Raw genomic sequence first — 19,163 nt, forward strand, 5'->3', positions numbered from 1 at the left:
CCGCCCCACCGCCACCGGCTCCATCCACGGCCTCACCCTGGCCACCTCAACCCCCGCCCACCTGGCACGGGCAGCGATCGAGGGCATGTTGTGCGGCCTGGCCGACGCCCTCGACGCGCTGGCCATGCGCCCGGAACGGGTCCTCCTGATCGGCGGCGCCGCCCGCTCGGAGGCCGTCCGCCGCATCGCCCCCACGATCTTCGGCGTCCCGATCACGGTGCCGCCACCTGCCGAGTACGTCGCCAACGGCGCCGCGTACCAGGCCGCCACCCTCCTCACCACCCCGGACTGGCAAATGGAGGACACGGCGACGTACGAAGGCGAGGCCGTCCCGGAAATCCGCCACCGCTACGCCCGCGCCACCGACCACATCCTCGACTGACCGGCGAGGGTCCGGGTACGAGTGCGGACATGGGCCGCATCCTGGTAGGGACCGCCTCGTGGACCGACAAGACGCTGCTGGCCTCGGGGTGGTATCCCGACGATGTCACCTCCGCCCAGGAGAGACTGAGCTACTACGCGAGCCGGTTTCCCCTGGTGGAGGTGGATTCGTCCTACTACTCACCGCCCGCGGAAAGCACGGTCGCCCTGTGGCGTGACCGGACCCCTGCCGGCTTCACCTTCGGCATCAAGGCATTCTCCCTGCTGACCCAGCACCCGACCAAGCCGACGGCGCTGTACAAGGACGTACGTGAACGGCTCGGAGAGGCGACGAAACCGAACCTCTACCTACGCGACCTGGACCCACAGCTGGTCGATCACGTGTGGGACCGCTTCCTGGCGGCGCTGTCACCGCTCCACGAATCGAACCGGCTGGGCGCGATCCTCTTCCAGTTCCCCCGCTGGTTCCCCATCGGCAAGGGCAACAAGCAGTACATCCTGGAATGCAAGGCGCGCTGCGCTCCCCTGCGGATCTGCGTCGAGTTCCGCAACCACACCTGGATGAGCGAGGAGAACCAGGCCGAGACGCTGGATTTCCTCACCTCGTACGGCGTGCCGTACGTGAGTGTGGACATGCCGCAGGGATACCCCGACTCCATCCCGCCCGTACTCGCCGCCACGGCGGACCTGGCCGTGGTGCGTTTCCACGGGCATTCGGATAAATGGACGAGCAAGGACATCCACGAGCGGTTCGGCTACCTCTACAAGGAGGAGGAACTACGGGAGTGGGCGCCCAGAATACGGCGCCTCGCCGAGGACGCCGAGTCGACCCACGTTCTCATGAACAACTGCTACCGCGACTACGCCCAGATCAACGCCGCCCAGCTGGCTCGCCTGATCCGACACGACTGACGCCTCCGTCATCGGTACGGCCTTGCCTTGAAGCGCGCTCGGCTCCGGGCGCCGGCCGATCGGCGGCGAGATCATCCAGAACGGCCGCTCGGTCGGCTGGGGCGCGGCGGACGACGCCGAAGGCCGCTGCTGAGCGACGCCTTCGATGGGTACCGCGATCGCGGTACGCGATCCCCTACCCGAGGATGATGCGCCTTTGACCTGCGGCGCATACGCTGGCGCGGTGGAGCGGGCGGAGTGGGCGACCGACGTCTGGCTCGGTCTGGCGCTGTGTGCGATGGCGGCGGGCGGCCTGGTCAGCGGACATGCCTGGCACGTGACGTGGCCACTTCTGGTGGTGGTCCTCCTGGCGGCTGTCGCGCTGCTCGCACGATCGACATCGCCCAGGGTCTCACTCGCCCTCGCGACGGTCGGTGCCGTGGTGGCCATGCGGGTGGACCTCGACACGTCCGCGGCCGATGCGCTGCTCGGCGCGGCATTGCTGGTCATCGGCGAGGTGCGCCGGCGCCGTATGCCGCATGGCGTGGCGTTCCTGGCATGGCGGCGCGCCCTTGCCGCGACCCTGCCGGTGGTGGTCGTGGTGGTGGCCGTGCCGGTTGATCTCAAGGAGTCCGTGGGCACGGCGATCGCGCTGGCCGGGTACGCCGTTGCGGTGTCGAGCAATCGAGTGGCGACCCTGGTGTGGGGGGTCGGCGCGGCGGTGGTGATCGCTGGAGTCTCGCTGATCGTGGTGCCGACGGCATGGACGGGGCTGGACACGCCCGTGCCTTTGATCGCCGCCGTACTGGTGGGGGCGGCGGCTGGAGATGCGGCGCGCAGCCGGCGGCAGCTGCTGGCGGCGTGGGAGGACCGGGCCCGCCACGGGGTCGTCCAGGAGCGTCTGCGCATCGCCCGGGAGGTTCACGATCTGGTCGCTCACCACATCGCCGTGATCAGCATGCAGGCGGGCGTGGCCGGACACTCCTTGCATCGGGAGCCGGAGGCCGCCGCGAAGGCGATCGGTCACGTGCAGGCCGCCAGCCGTACCGCACTCGACCAGCTGGGAACGTTGCTGAGCGTGCTGCGTGACGGCGAGCCGCCGCCGATGGAGCCACCGGCGGGCCTCACCGACCTGCCACGCCTGCTCGATCGGTTCGCGGCGGTCGGGCTGCGGGTGGACTGCGCGGACCTGCCGCTGGACCTCCCCACCGCCGTGGACCTGTCGGCCTACTGGGTGATCCAGGAAGCCCTGACGAACGCCCACAAACATGGGGACGGGCATGCCGGCCTGCGGGTGTGGGCGGAAGGCGGCACCCTCGACATCGAGGTACGCAACCGCATCGCCGCAGCGCGGGAGCCATCGTCCGGACACGGGCTGACAGGAGTGACCGAGCGCGTCCACGCTCTCGGAGGCTCGCTCACGGCCGGACTCGACCGGCATGACGAGTTCGTGTTCCGTGCGAGCCTGCCGATCCGCGCCGCCGCCGAGTCGGTCGCCGACGGGATCGGAGCAGCCGGATGACGGTGCGGGTCGTGCTGGCCGACGACCAGCCACTGATCCGGCAGGGCGCGCGGTATCTGATCGACTCCTCCGATGATCTGGAAGTGGTCGGCGAAGCCGCCGACGGCGCGCAGGCCGTGGAGCTGGCCCGCGCGTACCACCCTGACGTGGTGGTGATGGACATCCGCATGCCGGGGATGGACGGCCTGGCCGCCACCAGGGCGATCACCTCCGACGCCGCGCTCGCCGGCATCCGCGTGCTGGTGCTGACGACCTTCGAGATCGACGAGTACGTGTTCGAGGCGTTGCGTGCGGGCGCAAGCGGCTTCATCGGCAAGGGCGTGCAACCGCACGAGCTCCTCGACGCCATCCGGGTGGTCGCCCGCGGGGAGGCGCTGCTGTCACCACAGGCGACCAAGCGGCTGATCACCCACTTCCTCCAGCAGCCCGGCCATGCCAGACCTTCGGCCGGGCGGTCACCCTTGACCGAGCGCGAGCTCGAGATCGTGGCCTTGGTCGCCTCGGGCCTGACCAACGCCGACATCGCCGAGCGGTTGCATCTGTCGCCGGCGACGGTGAAGACGCACGTCAATCGGTCCATGATGAAGTTGTCCGCACGCGACCGCGCGCAGCTGGTGGTCTTCGCGTACCAGAGCGGGCTGGTCGGCATCAGCGCGAACGTACCGCGCTCGCAGTAGTCACGAGACGCCGCGCCGGGCGGATGCGGATGACAGAGATCAGCCGTCAGCCTGGCGACCATGACACGCATATGGTCGTGGACGGTTGGGGTCGGATTCGTGGTCGTCGGGGTGATGCGCTTCATGGCGCTTCCTGGCCTGCCAGGGTGGGAGACACGGGAGCCGGTCCACGGGGTCCTGCACCTGGTCACCGGCGCGCTGTGGCTGGCGGCGGCGGCGCTCCGCCACGGGTGCCACGCCGGGCTGGCCACCAGATGGCTGGGAGCGTTCTGGCTGGCCGTCGGCGTCGCCGGCGAGGCGGGCTGGCTGGACGGGGTGGAAGCGCTGGCGTTCGACGACGCCGTCGTGCACCTCGTGGTCGGCCTGGGAGCGGTCGTCGTGGGCTGGGCCCCGGTCGGGAAGCGCTCCCCTACATGATCGGTCCACGAGTGATCGCCGGAGTGGTGATCGTCAATGCCGCGTGCTCGCTGACGCTCTGGCCGCCGGACACCGTGCCGCATGTACGGCAGATCGCGGCGGAGCTGTTCGCGACCACGGCGGTCATCCTGTTCGCGGCCGCGCTGGTCCTGGCTACTCGGGCCAGATTCCTGGAGCCGTGCTTCGGTGGCCTGGACCGGATGTACGTCGCGCACCGGCGAGTGGGCAAAGCCGGGTTCCTCCTGCTCGCCGCCCACGTCGCGACGATCCCATGGATCTTGGGCTCGCCCGGTGGAACGCCCTCCGGCCTGATCGCCTTCGCCGGGATCTCGTTCTTGGTGGCGCTGGCCGTCGGCCCTTCGCGCTACAGCACCTGGCGCCGCTCCCACTGGCTCATCGGCGTGTTCTTCGCCATCAGCCTCGCCCACACGCTGCTGGTCGACCATGTGACGCGCACAGCGGCAGCACCGTTCGTCATCCTGATCGGCGCGTACGTGGTGGGCATCGCCGCGTTCCTCTACAACCTCCTCTTCGCCCGGTTCGGCCGTCCCAGGTTCGCCTACGAGGTGCAAACCGTGCGCCGGCCGACGCCGACCACCGTCGAGATCATCCTGCGGCCGCGCAAGCAGCGGCGGCTGACGTTCACCGCAGGGCAGTTCGTGTTCGTGACGTTCCACCAGCACGGCCTGCGTGAGCCGCACCCGTTCACGGTCTCCAGCGCCCCAGCCGAGCGTGCCATCCGCCTGACCATCAAAGCCGGCGGCGACTACACCTCAAAGCTGCGCCTGGCCCTGCGAGCCGGCTGCAGGGCCACTGTGGAGGGCGGCTACGGCATGCTGGACTACCGCACCGGCGGCCGGTGCCAGGTCTGGATCGCCGGCGGGATCGGCATCACCCCGTTCCTCAGCTGGCTACGCGACGTACCAGACGACCGACAAATCACCCTGTTCTACACCGTCAGGCACGCCGACGAGGCGCTCTATTGGGAGGACATCCGCGCCCGTGCCGACGCCCACCCAGGGTTGCGCGTACACCTCAACGTGTCCTCGAAATCGGGCACCCTGACCACAGGCCAAGTCCTGGAGGCCGGCGGACGAGACTCCATCACCGATGTCTACATGTGCGGCCCGCTGCCCATGCTCGAGTCATTCGTGCGCGGCTTCCGAGCCGCCGGCTTGCCGGCCTCGTCCATCCATTTCGAGCGATTCAACTTCAGATGATCGGTAGACCCGATCCGCATCAGCTTGAGATATGCACAGGGGTGTGGGCAAGTCGTCCCCCGATCGGTCCGCGACGTCGTCCGGCGCCGGGGGCGACCAGACTCGTTCGCGGCGTGCGCGACCTGGTGCAGCGCGCCAGAACTTGAAACGCCTGGTTCGACCTACCCGCGGTGCGGAATCATTTCGCCGCACCGCGGCGGGCTCTGCAGCCGTCTGCCCGGGGCGGTGCGGTGGCGAGCAGGATGACCGGGCTTCCACCCCGGCCGCCAGGGCCTACTGGTTCCCGCCGGGTGATCGCCGCGCCGAGACCGGGTCGCGCACCATGAACACGTCCACCGCGTCCTCGGTCTCGACCATGAACCCGTGCCGCTCGTACAGCCGGCGGGCCGAACTGCCCTGCAGCACATTCAGCCGGACCACGGCGTCTTCGCGGTCGCACCGCTCCAGCAGCCGGCTCAGCACGGCGGAACCGATGCCCCTGCCCTGCAAATCCGGATCCAGATAGAAGTGCTCCACCCAGTAAGCGTCCTTCGCCGGCCGCAGTGCCACGCAGCCGGCGAACGCACCACCCACCTCGATCATCCAGGTGTGCGCCGGCGTGAACCCGTCCCGCAACCGCTGCCGCACACGCAGCTCGTCGTACCGGCCGAGCCGCTCGAGATCCGGCCTCAGCACCACGGCCCGCAACTCGGCCACCATCTCGACGTCCGCCACCAAAGCCGGACGAAGCTCCCAATCCGCCATGATCGCGATGTTATCCCCCCGGGTTCCGCCAACCTCAGGAGGCTCCACCTCTCGCGGTGGACGCTATGGCTGACCGTGCTCCACCGCCCAGGCGCAGATCGCCGACAGCGGCTCCTGCAGCGTCTTGCCGAGAGGGGTCAGGGAGTACTCGACATGCTGGGGAGCGGTGTCCTTGAGCACCCGTCGTTCGACCAGCCCGTCGCTTTCCATGCCCCGAAGTGTCTCGGTCAAGACTTTCTGCGTGATGCCGGGCAGCCTGCGGCGCAGCTCGGCATGTCGCTGAGGCCCCGCCAGGAGCGCATAGATCAGCAGGACACGCCACTTGGCGGCCAGCCGCTCCAGCGCCTGCCGGGTCGTGCAACTTTCTTCCAGCACGTCAGGTATCACCAGTGCCATGGGGCTCCCGCTCGCAGGGGCACTTCGAAGTGCCTTCTGGTCGATGAAGATCGGGGCGCCTAGTGTCCCGTTCGTGACAAAGCTTATGGTTCACACGTACACAGCGGCAGAGCCCGGAATCTTCGTCAACAGCTATCTTCTCGAGACGGTGGACGGTGTGGTGCTCGTTGATGCCGGATTGCTGGTGTCGGACGCGCGAGCGCTGGCCGCACGGATCGCGGCGCTGCGCAAGCCACTGGTGGCGGCGTTCGTGACACACCCGCACCCGGACCACTACAACGGCCTGCCGTACGTGGCCGGCGACGAGGTGCCGGTTTACGCCACCGCACCGGTCGCCAAGACGATCGAGCAGACCGCGATCGCCAAACGGGAGCAGTGGCAGCCCGTCTACGGCGCGGAATGGCCGGACCGGTTCCGGGTGCCGGATCGGACGGTGAACGATGGCGACACGGTGGACGTCGCCGGCCTGCGCATCCGGGTCCACGACCTCGGACCCGCCGAGAGTCATGCCGACTCGTACCTGCTCGTCGAATCCGACGACCAGCGGATCGCCTTCATCGGGGATCTGGCCTTCGAGGGCGTGCACTCCTACACCGCGGACGGTCACTCGGGCGCGTGGCTGGCCGCACTCGATCGCCTGGCAGACGAGCTGGCGGGTGTCCCGCTGTACCCCGGCCACGGCGCGCCTGCCGATGTCGGCCTGCTCACCCGGCAGCGACAGTATCTGCTCATGTACCGCGAGGCGGTCCGGCGCCTGGCCGCGGGGGAGCCGAGGCTGAGCGACGCGCAGAAGCTGGAGTTGGAGCAGATCATGGCACGCTTTGTGCCCGACGCCCCTCTCGGGTGGCTGGTCGGCCTGGGCGCTGACGCCGTAGCCGCCGAACTCGCCGCGTGACCACAATGCGGAACCTGGAGATGCCATGACACCCGTCAAAGCCGAGCGGATCACCTTCTGCAGCGAAGGCATAGAGCTGGTGGGCGAGCTCCGCATTCCGGAAGGGGACGGCGCTCTGCCCGCAGTGGCGCTCACCGGCCCCTTCACCGGAGTAAAAGAACAGGTCGTCGGCACCTACGCCAAGCTGCTCGCCCAGGCCGGGCTGGTCACCCTCGCCTTCGACCACCGGGGATTCGGGGAAAGCGGCGGACGCCGCCAGCATGAGGACAGCCAGGGAAAACTGGCCGACCTGAGGGCCGCAGTGGGTGCACTGGCCGACCGGCGCGAGGTGAACGCCGACCGGATCGGTGTCGTCGGAGTATGCCTCGGTGGCGGCTACGCGGTGCGGGCCGCCGCCGGCGACCCTCGGGTCAGGGCGGTGGCCGGCATCGCAGGCGCGTACAACAGCCCGGTTCACATGGCGCGGAGCATGGGGATCGACGCCTACCGGTCCGCGCTCGCCGGCTTCCTGGTCCGATACGACGAGTGCCTCCCCGCCGTGTCGCCCGACAACGGCGAGGCCGCCATGGGAGGCGACGAACCGTACGCCTACTACGGCACTGCCCGGTCCGCCTCGCCGTACTGGCGCAACGAAGTCACCAGAGGATCCCTCTTCTCGCTGATGACCTTCGATGCCCTCGGCGCGGCCGACCTCCTGGCCGCCACCCCGCTCCTGGTCGTCCACGGCAGGACCGACGACTACTGCTCACCGGACTTGGCCCGGGAGCTTTACGAACGCGCACCCGGCCGCAAAGAGATCCTCTGGCTGGACGCCAACCAGCACATCGATCTGTATGACGTGGAACCGTACGTCACCCAAGCCGCTCAGGCCACCGCCGCCTTCCTCCACCGCAGCCTCGACTCCTGAGCGCCTGAGCCCCACCAAGGGCCCATCAGTCCCCAAGCCGAGACCCAATAGCGCTACCCCACATGTCGGAGGTTCGTCTGCTACACCTGGCGAAGTAGCCGGAAAATCTCCCCTTCGGTCGACGACGGCGGGAACGCGCCGCAGGAGTATCACCACCAACGATCCTCTTCGGAAGGACTTCGAGGATGCTGTTCATTGAGCTCCTGGCGCCCAATGGTGTCCTCGCCTCATGATCTGAATCATGCCGGGTGATTGAGGGCTACTCGGCAGCCAGGGCCTCTCGCATCGCCTTTACGGCGGCAGTCGGTTCGTAGTCCTCGGGGACGCCTTCGACCATGATGATGTCGCCCTCGATGTGTCGCGAGCGCAGCGGTGCGATCTCCTGGTACGCGGGAGAGTCCCACCAGGCCCGCGCCTCGGCGATCCCAGGGAAGCCGATCATCACGACGTGCCCGGGCCAGCTGCCCTCCTTCACCTCGTGCTGCTTGGCGTGTACGAGGTAGCGGCCGCCGTACGGCTTGAAGGTGGCAGGGAGGCGCTCGATGTACTCGATGATCTCCGGGTGCGGGGCGGCCTCTTGCAGGTGAGCTATGACGTAGGCGGGCATGGCATCCTTCCGGTCGGCCGGCTCCGTACGCCGCCGATCATGGCATGCCCGCGCGCCAGGGTCGATGACCTGGCGAGTAAGCGACCCGGCCCCCAGCGCGGACCTGGCGAACCTGCTTTTGGTCGAGTCGGCGACCAAGGAGGACGGCGATCGGGAGGGCCGTCCGCATCTACAGTTACAGAGGTTAATAGGACCTTCAAACTCGATGAAAGAGGACCGCGAGGCAAGCCCTACGACGACGCTACGGCCGGCTGCGTGAACTTCCGATCTGCTTGATCATGGAGATCCGGTCCACGTACGGACTCGCTGCGCCATCGCCTCACGTGCTTCACCCCGGAGCCGTCGCCGGAGCCGTCGCCGGAGGCATGAAAGGGGTTCGCGTGCGCTTGTTGAGACTGCTTGAGAACTGGTTCTGGCGAGTCGATGCGTCATCTGGCGGCGACGCTGAACCGCATCGCGGTCAGCGGTTCTCTGCGGCCCATCCGGTGCGCCTCGGGCTGATCGCCGGCGCTGCCGTCGGCGGCTTCTTCGGCATCCTTTCGTTGATCGGTGCCGCAACTGGATGGGAGTACGCCTTCGCCCTGTCTACCTTGCTCTTTTACCTCTGCGTAGCAGCCTTCGCTGGGATGAGCATGATGGGCATCGGCTACTTCGAGCGCTGGCGTCAACGACACTACGGGCACTATCCGCACGAGGCCGGGGATGAGCCCGACAGGCGTGCGTAGCGGCCCGCGAGCGTCGCGCGGTACAACAACGACCCATGTTCACCTTCGGAATTCCCGGCTACCGGCCAGACTGGCTGAGCAGGCGTAAAGAGATCACCGCTGCTCACGGGCCGAGGCTGGCCCACCTCGTCGGCCGACAGCTGACCCGCGCGCTGGTGGTGTGGGATCTCGACGAGGACGAGTGGTTCGCCGACTGCCCGGTCCTCCTGGACTTCGAGGGTGAACAGGTTGAGATCAACCACTGGAAGTTCGACGAGATCTCCATCACCTGGAACACCATCGATCCGGCGCGCGCACTGGACTGGCCGGACTTTCACCTGGCGTGGCGAGACGACGTGCCCGACGGACTCACCGCACTGGTCGGACAGCCTTGTTCGGCAGTGGAACTGCTGATGTTGAGGAACAGGAACCTCGTGGAGGGGACGATCGTGTCCCTGGGCTTCGGTTTCCCGAACGGCCAAGTGACGATCTACAACGCGCTCGATGAGAACGGCATGGAGTTCACCCCTCCTGGTGATCGCTATGCGCGGTACAAGATTGGAACATCTGACGATCCGTAGGGTCCCTAACAATCTCCAGGGTCGTTTCGTACAGATTGGTTTGCCGAGCAGGTCGGTGACGTCCCTGCTGTTCAGGCGTATCCTCCTCGACCCAAAGCCGTCCATCCCGGCGGCTGCCCAGAAACGGCCTTTCGTAGACGCCAACGACGTGGAGCCAGGACAAGGGCGAACAGACACGATGGGCGGAAGCATGCCCTCCGAGGGCCCGGACCTTTGGCCTGTCTCGTGGGACTTATCGGCTGAATGAACCGCTCTGCCCGGCCGATGGGAAGATCTGAAGGTCGTACCCGCTCAACGGAAGAGAATCCTCGGCATGGCCGTCATCCACCACACCACCCTCAAGCCGAGCAAGCTGGAGCTGCTCACCTCCTGGCTACCCTCCCGGCCGTGGTACTTCGGCGGCGCGAGCCAACCAGAATTGGCCAAGGCCGGCGGCTTCCGGCTGGACGACCCGCAGGGTGAGGTCGGGATCGAGTTCATGGTGGTCACCGACACCTCCGGCACTCACCCGACCACGTACCTGGTGCCGCTCACCTATCGCGGTGCCCCGCTCGACGGGGCGGAGCACGCCCTCGTCGGCACCATGGAGCACGGGGTGCTGGGGCAGCGCTGGGCCTACGACGGCTGCCACGACCGGGTGCTGGTCGCCCAGTTGCTGGCCCTGATCGAGGGCCGGGTCCAGGCCCAGGACCAGAACACCAGCGACACCCCCGACCCGGAGGTCACCCGCTCCTACATCGGTGACGGCCTCGCCCCCACAGACTTCACCACCACCGCAACCGACGACCAAGAGGGCACCGAGCTGCCTGCACCACATGGAACGGCCCTCCGCTTGCACCGGGTCCTGCGCCCCGCCCCCGACAGCGAACCTCTCCTTCCACCGGAAGCGACTGGCCACGTCGCCGGCTCCTGGCACATGCCGGATGGCGCCCGCGCGCGGGGGCTGTTCGTTGTCATGCACACCGGCCCTCGTGCCTAGATCTCAGCGAGCGCGAGCCCCTGGGCCAGATGATGGACGACCTCGTCGAGGCCCTCCAAGGCGGCGGCCGGGAATGAGCGTGCCCCACGAGAGTCGCGACCCCTGAATCCCCTCGCCCCCGGTCCTGCGCGTCCGCGATCATCCGCAGAAGGGCCGTCTTCCGCCAGCGCAAGGGCAAGAGCAAGCTCACGCTCCAGTGTCCATCCGAGCTCCTCGCCCGACTCAAGACACACCGCGAGATGCAAGACGTCGAGCGGGAAAGGCGGGAGACCAAGGGGAGCCCATGATTTGGCGTTCGCGACGAAGCACCGCACGCCCATTGACCGCACCGGTCCCCTCCGCTCTCTGGGAATCCCCAGTAGTGTGACCGGAAAAGATCACCCGGGATGGTGTTCGCGAGGGACATCGGCCGGCCAGCCCCGCCGGTCAGTCGACAGAGGGAATGCCCACCTTGGCCGCGAACTCGGCGGTGAAGATGACCATGACATCGTCGGTACCCAGGTGGTAGACCTCGGCTGGCGTCCATTCCGCCGGGCTCCCGACGGCTATCCACACGGCCTTCTCCCGCGAGCACAACCTGATCGCGTTCGGCGTCCGGAGCTCGCTCTCAGAGCCTTGGGACCAGGCGATATCGACGCTGGTGAGTTTTCTGCCGACGAGGCTCGACCAGTGTGGGTGATCGGTCACGTCCACCGCCGCCGACCCGCCTGGCTCCCCGATCATCCGCAGGTGAGCGGTCATCGGCTCAGGGAAGACTTCAAGCCCGAAGTGGTCGAAGCTGCTCCCCCACACAGCCGAGAAGCAAGCACCATCGTCGGTGGACAGTTCCACCCCCATGGTGGGCTGGTGCCACGTCCCGAAGTCCCACTCCTCGATGTCGCAACCGTCCTCCCCGCCCATCAAGGGGTAGTAGACGACCCTGTGGATACGCCTGCCTCGCAACATGGCAGCCGTACGTTCATACTCCACAGCGGTCAGCAACGACGACACCGGGACAGCATCCCCCGAGACAGACATGCCGGGCTATCGCATTTCTGCTGTCCACGACTCGGCCGACCGGTCACAGCACGAGCCGTTGCAACTAGCACCGCAACTATGACGTCCTCGAAGATCAAAAGGCCCTCTCCCCAAGATCGGGGAGAGGGCCTTTCACGTGCGGAGGATCGGGGATTTGAACCCCGGATGGTGTTGCCACCAAACCGCATTAGCAGTGCGGCGCCATAGACCTGACTAGGCGAATCCTCCCGGAAGCCACCGCGGCTCAGCACAGCGTACCGGCCTTCTGGCGAGGCGGCAAAGCGATTCCGCTCCCCACCTATCCACAGCGTTCGCCAAGAGTTATCAACAGGCTGTGGGTAACTGGCTGTGGATGAAGCCCGCCCAGAGCGTGGGCGGGCTTCATGGGCTGTGGATAACCCTAGTGGCCTCAGGCGGCCGGGTTGGCCTCGCCCTCGATCTCGATCTTGACCTTCTTGCCTACCAGCACGCCGCCGGTCTCCAGGGCCTGGTTCCAGGTCAGGCCGAAGTCCTCGCGGTCGAACTCCGCGTGGATCGAGAAGCCCCACACCTGGGCGCCCCAGGGGTTCGTGCCGACGCCGCCGTACTCGACCGTCAGCTCGATCTCCTTGGTGACGTCACGGACGGTGAGGTCGCCGGCCACGGTGAACTCGTCGCCGGCGTGGCCCACCACACGGGTGCTCTTGAAGGTGATCTCCGGGAACTTCTCGGTGGCCAGGAAGTCGTCGCTGCGCAGGTGGCCGTCACGGTCGGGCATGCCGGTCGAGATGCTGTCCGTCTTGATCGTGAGCTCGGCGGTGGACTCAAGGGGGTTCTCGGCGATCGTGACCGAGCCCGTGAAGGTGTCGAAGTGGCCGCGGACCTTGCTGACCATCATGTGCTTGACCACGAAACCGATGCGGGTGTGGGCCACGTCCAGGTTGTAGGTGCCGGCGGCGGGAACGGTCAGGGACTCCCAGGTGCGGGTGGTGGTCATCGGGGTTCTCCTCAGATTTAGGAAGGTTGCTGTGCGGATGTCTGCGGCAACAAATGTCTACCCGAGGAATATTCCTCCCGTCAACTATCGTCGTCTAAGGTATGAGCGTGATGAACTTTGACGACCCCCGGCTGACCGCCATCGGGCTGCTGACTGAGGCGTACGCCGGTCTCATGGCCCGGTTCCAGCCGGTGCTGGCGGCGGCGAAGTTGTCTGAGATCGATTTTGAGACCGTCATCCGGCTGGCCCGGTCCCCCGAGCAGCGGCTGCGGATGAGCGATCTCGCGGCGCAGACCGGACTGTCCACGAGTGGCGTGACCCGCGTCGTCGACCGACTCGAGCGCCAAGGGATGGTGACGAGGCAGGCGTGTCCCAGTGATCGGCGGGCGTCCTATGCCGCGTTGACCGATGCCGGGCGTGAGCGGCTGCAGTCCGTGCTCCCACAGCACATCCAGGACATCGAGGACAGTTTTACGAGCCTGCTGGACGCGGAGGAGTTGGAGGCGTTCCTGCGGACCCTGCGGAAGATCAGGGATGTGGTGCGGCCCTGTGCCACAGCCGGAGCGGTGGAGCCGGGGAGGACATGCCCGCCAGGTGACACAGCCCCAGACGTCGTGACTACCGTTTCCGCTCCGTCCGCGTGACCTCGCCCTGCCGGCTTCCGCGGTCCCATGCTGCCGCCGCCCGGCCGGCGGCGATCATCCCCCGAGCCCCAAGGCAGCTCTCAGCTTGGCCATCGCCCGCGACACCGTGCTCTTCACCGTCCCGACACTGATCCCCAGCGTCCTGGCGATCTCCGGCTCGGTCATGTCCTCGTAATACCGCAGCACGATCGCCGCCCGCATCCGCTCCGGCAACTCCTCCAGCGCCTGCTCGAGCCGCTCGTGAACATCCCCCCACGCCACGGTGTCGGTGACGATCTCGGGCAAGTCGTCGGACGGGTACTCCTCCAGCTTGCGCCGCCGCCACTGCGAGATGTTGATGTTCACCATGGCCCGCCGCACGTACCCGTCCAGCGCACGCCGGTCCTCGATGCGCTCCCACGCCAGGTACGTCTTGGTCAGCGCGTTCTGCAGCAGATCCTCCGCGTCCAGCGGGTGCCCGGTCAGCTGGTGAGCGGCGCGCAGCAGTGCAGGACCGCGCGTCCTGACGTACTCGCGGAACTCCTCTTCCCACCCGGTTGTCTGCATCGTGGCCAGAATCGCAGCCTGATGCCCTATTCGGCCTGAACCAGAATTCAGGTTTCGGTCCACCCACGATAAAGGTCAGTCAAGGTCGGTGGCAGATTCTCCGCCGAGGGAGGTCAACTCCTTCACCAGGGGATGCGTATTTTGCTCTCTTCTGCGGCACCCGGCCTGAGCGACCCTCGAGTCGTGTGAACCTAGTATCCGAGCGAGGGAGGGCGGATGGGGTATCCGAGCGTTGAGCGCCGGCGGGTGCTCGCCGCGGCCGCGCTCGGCCGCGAGTCGGGCATTCCGGGTCCTGATCCAGGCGATGGAGAGCCCATCAACGCGGTCGCCGGCGAGATCCTGGACGTCAGCCCGCACCTCATCATCATCGAGACCCCGGACGGCACGGAGGAGCGGCTGGTCATCGCGCCGTGGGCCAAGGCCTGGCACGGCGGCGACACTCCGCCCGCCGATCTGCCCGTGGGTTCCATGGTCATGATGCGCACCCTGCGCGACGGGCGGGTGGTCGAGCGCATCTGGGCGGACACCACGCGCATCACCGGGGCCATCCTGTCGATCAGCGGGCGCAAGGACCTGACGGTGGAGCTCGACTGCGGGCCGCATCGCGGGCACCGCTCGGTCGTCATCCCCTACCGGGCGACGGGGCGGCTGCAGGTGCGGCATCCCAAGTTCGAGCCCGGTTACCTCTTCGACGCGATCGGCATCAGGCGCGACGGCGCGGGCCTGGCCCTCCTGCCGGCCACCTCGCAGCCGCCGTACCCGGCGCGCGCCGTGCCGGACCCGCCGCCCGCGTACGCCGGCCTGCAGCCGCGGATCTCCGGCACCGCGACGTGGTCGGACACGTTCGACGAGGAAGAGCGTGGCGCGGCCTATCCCATGCTGGAACGTGTCGACACCGGCTGCCCGGACGTCGGCGCGTCGTGCGCGGGCCTACCGTACCTCGCCCTCGGCTCCCTCCTGCAGATCAGGAACGTCTGCTCCAACCGCTCCGCCAACGTGCCAGTGGTGGCGTGCGGGTGCATGGCGGGGCGGTTCTGCGACCGCTGCGTCGAGTGCGACACCTCGCCGCGCGGGCGCATCGCCGAGTTGTCGCCGTTCTCCTATGTGGAACTCGGCGGCGATTTGGTGAAAGGCTGCTTCAACGCTCAGATCGGATTGGGGTGACACGCGTGCTGGAATCGCAGCTGCCGATCCTGGTCGTGCTGCTCGTCCTGGGCACTGTGGCCAAGGTGAGCACAGTACGGTCGGGGGGCGAGCCAGGGGCGCTGGCCAGGCTCGGGCCGGCGGTGCTGGTGCCGGGCCACATGCAGGGACCCGCGCTGCTGTTCTGTGCGGCCGGTGAGCTGGTGCTGGCCGCCGGGCTGCTGCTGAGCACGCATACGATCTTCCGGTGGGGGACGCTCGCGTTCTTCACGATGTCCACGTACGTGCTGCTGGAGCTGCGCAGGCGGCGGCCCGACGCGGGCTGCGGCTGCTTCGGCGAGGTGAGCTCGGCGCCGGTCGGATTGCGCTCGATCGGGCGGACGGCGCTGCTGGCCGGGATGGCCGCGCTCTCGTTGTGGGCGCCGGTGACCGGCTGGGAGGCGGCGACCCGGCCGTCGTGGCTGATGGCCGCGGGGGTGATCGCCCTGCTCGCGCTGTCGCCGGAGATCGAGGAGATGATCGACCGGGTACGCTACCGCGCGCCGTGCGAGCAGCGCCGCGGCCCCGCCGAATCGGTCACGCTGGCCCGGCTCCGGGAGAGCGGCTCCTGGCGGGCGCACCGGGACGAGCTGACCTCGGCCGAGCCGTACGACAGCTGGCGCGAGCTGTGCTGGCGTTTCTTCGCCTTCCGCAACCACGAGCAGGACGACGTCGTGTTCGCGGTCTATCTCAGCGGGCGGCGCCCGGCGGTGCGGAGGGCCGTGGTGAGCGTGGAGGACAGCGGCAGTCTGCCGGAATATACGCCAGTATCGGCCTCACGCTAGAGAGTCGTAGATTTCCCTCGACAAGCACAGCAGGCATCACGATATTGCTCTATTGGGCTGTCTAGCTTCCCCACTAGACAGCCCAATAGAGGTCTAGGGGCGCCGCTCAGACCGGTTGAGCGCGCAGGAACTTCCCGAAGTGCGGCACGGTGAACGCGATCAGCCCGCGCTCGGCGCTGTAGATGAGCCCTTTCTTGATGAGGCTGTCACGGGCGGGAGAGAGGCTGGAGGGCTTACGACCGAGGGCGTCCGCCACCTCGGCGGTGGCGACCGGCTCGTCGCCGATCTGCGCCATGGCGTGCATGTAGTCACGCTCGGCCGGGGTCGCCCGCTCGTAGCGGCTGCCGAAGAAGCCGACCGCGAGCTCTTCCTCAGCCTCGGGCGCCGAGACCTTGACGTCATCGAGGGTGATCGGGCTGCGGGGCGCGAGGTCCCAGGCGACCTTGCCGTACGCCTGCACGAAGTAGGGGTAGCCGTCGGCCGCCTCGTACAGCGCGTCGAGAGCGTCCGGCGTGAACTCCACGTCTTCCTCGCGCGCCGGCAGGATCAGCGCGAGATCGGCCGCGTCCCGGTCGAGCTTGTCGATGCGCGCGTAGCGGAAGAGGCGTTCGGAATAGCTCTTGCTGGCCGACAACACGCTCGGCAAGTGCGGCAGCCCGGCTCCTACCACGATCAGCGGCCCGCCGGTCTGCGAGAGCTCGTGGCAGGCGGCGCAGAGCGCGGAGACGTCGGCGGCCGGCACGTCCTGCATCTCGTCGATGAACAACGCGATGCCGACGGCCAGGTCGGTCGCCACACCCGCGGCGTCGACGAACAGCTCAGTGAGGTCGATCTCCAGGTCGCCCGAGTCGGCGCGCCCGCGGCTGGCGGGCACCTCGATGCCGGGCGACCAGTGCGAGGTGCCCTTGGCCGCCGCGGGATCACGCATCGCGAACGCCTTGAGCACGCCGAGGAACTCCTCGATCCGCTCGGGCGCGCGGTGCCGCGGGGCCAGCTCCCTGATCGCCATGTGCAGCGCGGCCGCGACGGGCCGCCTGATCGACTGGTCAGGCCGGGCCTCGATCTTGCCCGTGCCCCACAGCCGCTGCATCGCCATGGACTTGAACGTGTTGAGCAGGACGGTCTTGCCGACGCCCCGGAGGCCGGTGACGACCATGCTCCGCTCGGGGCGGCCACGGGCGACGCGCTCGAGCACGACCTCGAACTGCTGCAGCTCTCGATCACGCCCGGCGAGCTCCGGGGGACGCTGTCCGGCTCCGGGGGCGTAGGGGTTTCGCACAGGGTCCACGCTCTCGGACTTTATTGCCGGATATAGCGGCCGTCTTAGATTTGGGAAGAAAGTGCTACGGCGTGTCCGAGCAGGGGCGGGCGCGAGCACCGTCATCGGACACACCCCCTCTCACCAGGCCGAACCTCTGTTCGATTGCGATACCTAAGACTGTAGCGCGGACTCGAACACCTATGCGATGGTTTCAAGTAAAAGATCTTTGCAACAGTACGGACCCTCTCGTGCGTCTCGGTGATGTGGAGTTCGAGGATTTCGTCCGGGCACGCGGCCCGGCTCTGCTCCGGTACGGCTACGTGCTCGCCGGCAACGCCGACGACGCGGCCGACCTCGTACAGGAGGCGCTGCTCAAGCTGAGCGACTCCTGGCGCAGGGTCCGCAACAAGGACAACCCCGAGTCCTACGTACGCACGACCATGGCCCGCCAGCACATCAGCTGGTGGCGCCGGCGGCGCAGGGAACACGTGACGGACGAGGTCCCCGAGGGCTCGTACACCGACCACCACTCCTTCGGCGAGTTGTGGAAAGAGCTGGCCGCACTACCGCGCAAGCAGCGGGTCGTCCTGGTGCTGCGCTACTACGAGGACCTGTCGGACAAGGAGATCGCCGAGATCCTCGGCATCTCCCGCGGAACCGTACGAAGCCAGGCATTCCACGCGCTCAACACACTGCGCGTCAAGCCGTCGGTGCTCGAAAGGGGACGGGCATGAGGACAGAAGACGAACTGACGGGCGCGCTGCGCGCGGCGGCTGAGCGTGCCCCCGGCGAAGGCGACCTGCTCTCCGGCGTCGAAACGCTCAGACGCCGCCGCACCAGGCGGCGCGTGCGCATGCTGGCGGCCGCGTCCGCCGTGGTGGTGCTGGGCATGGCGGTCAGGAGCGTCGTCCCCTCCGGCGGGGGCGAGGTCGAGGTGGCCACGACCCCGAACCCCACCGCGACCCTCGGCATGAACGCCGTGCCGGCAGATGGGCTCTGGCCGACGGCGGTCCTCACAGTGCCCACCACCAACGCCGACGGCATGCGGTACCAGCCGATCACCGGCATCAGCGCCACTGAGGTGCTGCTCCTGGCGGCGTCCCTGGAGGAGGGAACGAGGATCGAGCTGTACGACGCCGCCACCAAGCGAGCCCGTGTGGTGACCGAGGTGCCCATGAAGCCCACCGCCGTCCCGCCGATCGTGACCGCCGACGGCGAGAACGTCGCCTGGATCTCCTACGGCAGGAAGAACGGCGTGTCGGTGCGAGGGATCTGGACGGCTCCGCTGTCCGGCGGCAAGGCGAGGCTGATCACCACGATCAGCGGCCGCCGGGCCGACATCGACTCCCTCGCCGTCAACGGGGACCGGGTCTTCTGGTCGGAACGCCGCGGTGACGTGTGGGGCGTCCCCCTCTCGGGCGGCGCCTCAGAGCGGATCCCGGCCGGTCGCGGCCTGCGGCTGCTGAGATGGCCGTGGGCCAGTGACGCGCCCGCGGGGCCTGACGACAGCGTCCGCAGCCAGAGCAGGGTCGTCGACCTGACGAACGGGTCCACGATCGAGGTCGTCACGCCGTCCGGGGCTCGGGGCCTGCGCTGCGGACCGTTCTGGTGCTTGGGACACGACGAGACGGGGAGTTTCCTGCAACGGATCGACGGCAGCAGCATACGACGCCTCGATGATCGCGGCTCCTGGGGGCGGCTGGCGATGGCGCCGGTCCTCAACCGGTTCGCGGTGAGCGACGACGGTATCTACGACATCGCGACCGGCCAGTGGGTCGCCACTGAGGGCAGGTGGACGGCCTTGTCCGCCGGGCAGCCCACGATCGTCTAC

At 68.0% G+C, this 19,163-nt stretch carries 23 protein-coding genes and 1 tRNA gene; 16 read left to right on the forward strand and 8 right to left on the reverse strand.

The window, feature by feature from the left end; genetic code table 11:
- The 6 genes from ETD86_RS41320 to ETD86_RS41345 form a co-directional block, all read left to right on the forward strand.
- Positions 1–382 (forward strand): FGGY-family carbohydrate kinase (locus tag ETD86_RS41320; protein WP_246149028.1); only part of this gene is annotated, 382 nt, incomplete at its 5' end.
- Positions 383–411: 29 nt separating this feature from the next.
- Positions 412–1,293 carry a DUF72 domain-containing protein gene (locus ETD86_RS41325; protein ID WP_138672085.1) on the forward strand — a complete coding sequence of 294 codons (882 nt, stop codon included), beginning with the start codon at positions 412–414 and terminating at the stop codon, positions 1,291–1,293.
- A gap of 223 nt (positions 1,294–1,516) precedes the next feature.
- Positions 1,517–2,794, forward strand: coding sequence for a sensor histidine kinase (locus tag ETD86_RS41330; protein WP_170223533.1), 1,278 nt, complete (start codon positions 1,517–1,519; stop codon positions 2,792–2,794).
- The gene (locus ETD86_RS41335) at positions 2,791–3,471 is read left to right on the forward strand and encodes a response regulator (protein WP_138672087.1); all 681 of its coding nucleotides are present in this window, start codon (positions 2,791–2,793) and stop codon (positions 3,469–3,471) included. The genes ETD86_RS41330 and ETD86_RS41335 overlap by 4 nt, the downstream gene beginning before the upstream one ends.
- A 60-nt stretch (positions 3,472–3,531) precedes the next feature.
- Entirely contained in the window at positions 3,532–3,888 is a 357-nt protein-coding gene (locus ETD86_RS41340) for a hypothetical protein (RefSeq protein WP_138672088.1), read from the forward strand.
- Positions 3,885–5,108 carry a ferredoxin reductase family protein gene (locus ETD86_RS41345; RefSeq protein ID WP_138672089.1) on the forward strand — a complete coding sequence of 408 codons (1,224 nt, stop codon included), beginning with the start codon at positions 3,885–3,887 and terminating at the stop codon, positions 5,106–5,108. Before ETD86_RS41340 ends, ETD86_RS41345 begins: the two co-directional genes overlap by 4 nt.
- Before the next feature lie 273 nt (positions 5,109–5,381).
- Here ETD86_RS41345 and ETD86_RS41350 read toward each other — a convergent pair whose 3' ends face one another.
- Positions 5,382–5,852: a GNAT family N-acetyltransferase gene (locus ETD86_RS41350; RefSeq protein ID WP_138672090.1), complete on the reverse strand. Its 471-nt coding sequence runs from the start codon at positions 5,850–5,852 to the stop codon at positions 5,382–5,384.
- 63 nt (positions 5,853–5,915) lie between these two features.
- Complete coding sequence (locus ETD86_RS41355; RefSeq protein WP_138672091.1) at positions 5,916–6,248, reverse strand: winged helix-turn-helix transcriptional regulator; 333 nt, start codon at positions 6,246–6,248, stop codon at positions 5,916–5,918.
- A gap of 73 nt (positions 6,249–6,321) precedes the next feature.
- On the opposite strand from ETD86_RS41355, the gene ETD86_RS41360 reads away from it, so the two are divergent.
- Both ETD86_RS41360 and ETD86_RS41365 read left to right on the forward strand, forming a co-directional pair.
- Positions 6,322–7,143: an MBL fold metallo-hydrolase gene (locus ETD86_RS41360; protein ID WP_170223534.1), complete on the forward strand. Its 822-nt coding sequence runs from the start codon at positions 6,322–6,324 to the stop codon at positions 7,141–7,143.
- A 25-nt stretch (positions 7,144–7,168) separates the two neighbouring features.
- On the forward strand, positions 7,169–8,050 hold the full coding sequence (locus tag ETD86_RS41365; protein ID WP_138672093.1) for an alpha/beta hydrolase: 882 nt from the start codon (positions 7,169–7,171) through the stop codon (positions 8,048–8,050).
- Positions 8,051–8,309: 259 nt separating this feature from the next.
- Here ETD86_RS41365 and ETD86_RS41370 read toward each other — a convergent pair whose 3' ends face one another.
- Positions 8,310–8,657 (reverse strand): DUF1330 domain-containing protein, encoded by a 348-nt coding sequence (locus ETD86_RS41370; protein WP_138672094.1) that lies wholly within the window; start codon positions 8,655–8,657, stop codon positions 8,310–8,312.
- Between the two features lie 380 nt (positions 8,658–9,037).
- Between ETD86_RS41370 and ETD86_RS41375 the strand changes: the two genes are divergently transcribed.
- From ETD86_RS41375 to ETD86_RS41385, 3 genes are all read left to right on the forward strand, one after another.
- Complete coding sequence (locus ETD86_RS41375) at positions 9,038–9,382, forward strand: hypothetical protein (protein ID WP_138672095.1); 345 nt, start codon at positions 9,038–9,040, stop codon at positions 9,380–9,382.
- 35 nt (positions 9,383–9,417) lie between these two features.
- Entirely contained in the window at positions 9,418–9,942 is a 525-nt protein-coding gene (locus ETD86_RS41380; protein ID WP_138672096.1) for a hypothetical protein, read from the forward strand.
- A 313-nt stretch (positions 9,943–10,255) separates the two neighbouring features.
- Positions 10,256–10,921: a maltokinase N-terminal cap-like domain-containing protein gene (locus ETD86_RS41385; RefSeq protein WP_138672097.1), complete on the forward strand. Its 666-nt coding sequence runs from the start codon at positions 10,256–10,258 to the stop codon at positions 10,919–10,921.
- A gap of 426 nt (positions 10,922–11,347) precedes the next feature.
- Here ETD86_RS41385 and ETD86_RS41390 read toward each other — a convergent pair whose 3' ends face one another.
- The 3 genes from ETD86_RS41390 to ETD86_RS41400 form a co-directional block, all read right to left on the reverse strand.
- Positions 11,348–11,911: a hypothetical protein gene (locus tag ETD86_RS41390; protein WP_138672098.1), complete on the reverse strand. Its 564-nt coding sequence runs from the start codon at positions 11,909–11,911 to the stop codon at positions 11,348–11,350.
- Between the two features lie 166 nt (positions 11,912–12,077).
- Positions 12,078–12,166, reverse strand: a tRNA-Ser gene (locus ETD86_RS41395).
- A gap of 181 nt (positions 12,167–12,347) precedes the next feature.
- On the reverse strand, positions 12,348–12,914 hold the full coding sequence (locus ETD86_RS41400; protein ID WP_138672099.1) for a YceI family protein: 567 nt from the start codon (positions 12,912–12,914) through the stop codon (positions 12,348–12,350).
- A gap of 110 nt (positions 12,915–13,024) precedes the next feature.
- On the opposite strand from ETD86_RS41400, the gene ETD86_RS41405 reads away from it, so the two are divergent.
- Positions 13,025–13,558: a MarR family winged helix-turn-helix transcriptional regulator gene (locus tag ETD86_RS41405; RefSeq protein ID WP_246149031.1), complete on the forward strand. Its 534-nt coding sequence runs from the start codon at positions 13,025–13,027 to the stop codon at positions 13,556–13,558.
- A gap of 54 nt (positions 13,559–13,612) precedes the next feature.
- Here ETD86_RS41405 and ETD86_RS41410 read toward each other — a convergent pair whose 3' ends face one another.
- Entirely contained in the window at positions 13,613–14,104 is a 492-nt protein-coding gene (locus ETD86_RS41410; protein WP_138672101.1) for a SigE family RNA polymerase sigma factor, read from the reverse strand.
- A 216-nt stretch (positions 14,105–14,320) separates the two neighbouring features.
- On the opposite strand from ETD86_RS41410, the gene ETD86_RS41415 reads away from it, so the two are divergent.
- Together ETD86_RS41415 and ETD86_RS41420 are read left to right on the forward strand one after the other, a co-directional pair.
- Positions 14,321–15,268 (forward strand): hypothetical protein, encoded by a 948-nt coding sequence (locus ETD86_RS41415; protein WP_138672102.1) that lies wholly within the window; start codon positions 14,321–14,323, stop codon positions 15,266–15,268.
- A gap of 5 nt (positions 15,269–15,273) precedes the next feature.
- On the forward strand, positions 15,274–16,071 hold the full coding sequence (locus ETD86_RS41420) for a MauE/DoxX family redox-associated membrane protein (RefSeq protein ID WP_246149034.1): 798 nt from the start codon (positions 15,274–15,276) through the stop codon (positions 16,069–16,071).
- Between the two features lie 106 nt (positions 16,072–16,177).
- Here ETD86_RS41420 and ETD86_RS41425 read toward each other — a convergent pair whose 3' ends face one another.
- Complete coding sequence (locus ETD86_RS41425) at positions 16,178–17,359, reverse strand: ATP-binding protein (RefSeq protein WP_138672104.1); 1,182 nt, start codon at positions 17,357–17,359, stop codon at positions 16,178–16,180.
- Between the two features lie 221 nt (positions 17,360–17,580).
- Here ETD86_RS41425 and ETD86_RS41430 point away from each other — a divergent pair, with 221 nt between their 5' ends.
- Together ETD86_RS41430 and ETD86_RS41435 are read left to right on the forward strand one after the other, a co-directional pair.
- Positions 17,581–18,066: a SigE family RNA polymerase sigma factor gene (locus ETD86_RS41430; RefSeq protein WP_246149037.1), complete on the forward strand. Its 486-nt coding sequence runs from the start codon at positions 17,581–17,583 to the stop codon at positions 18,064–18,066.
- On the forward strand, positions 18,063–19,163 hold a 1,101-nt coding region (locus ETD86_RS41435), incomplete at its 3' end, for a TolB-like translocation protein (protein WP_138672106.1). The genes ETD86_RS41430 and ETD86_RS41435, both read left to right, overlap by 4 nt.

This window comes from Nonomuraea turkmeniaca (assembly GCF_005889735.1).
Lineage (GTDB): Bacteria > Actinomycetota > Actinomycetes > Streptosporangiales > Streptosporangiaceae > Nonomuraea > Nonomuraea turkmeniaca.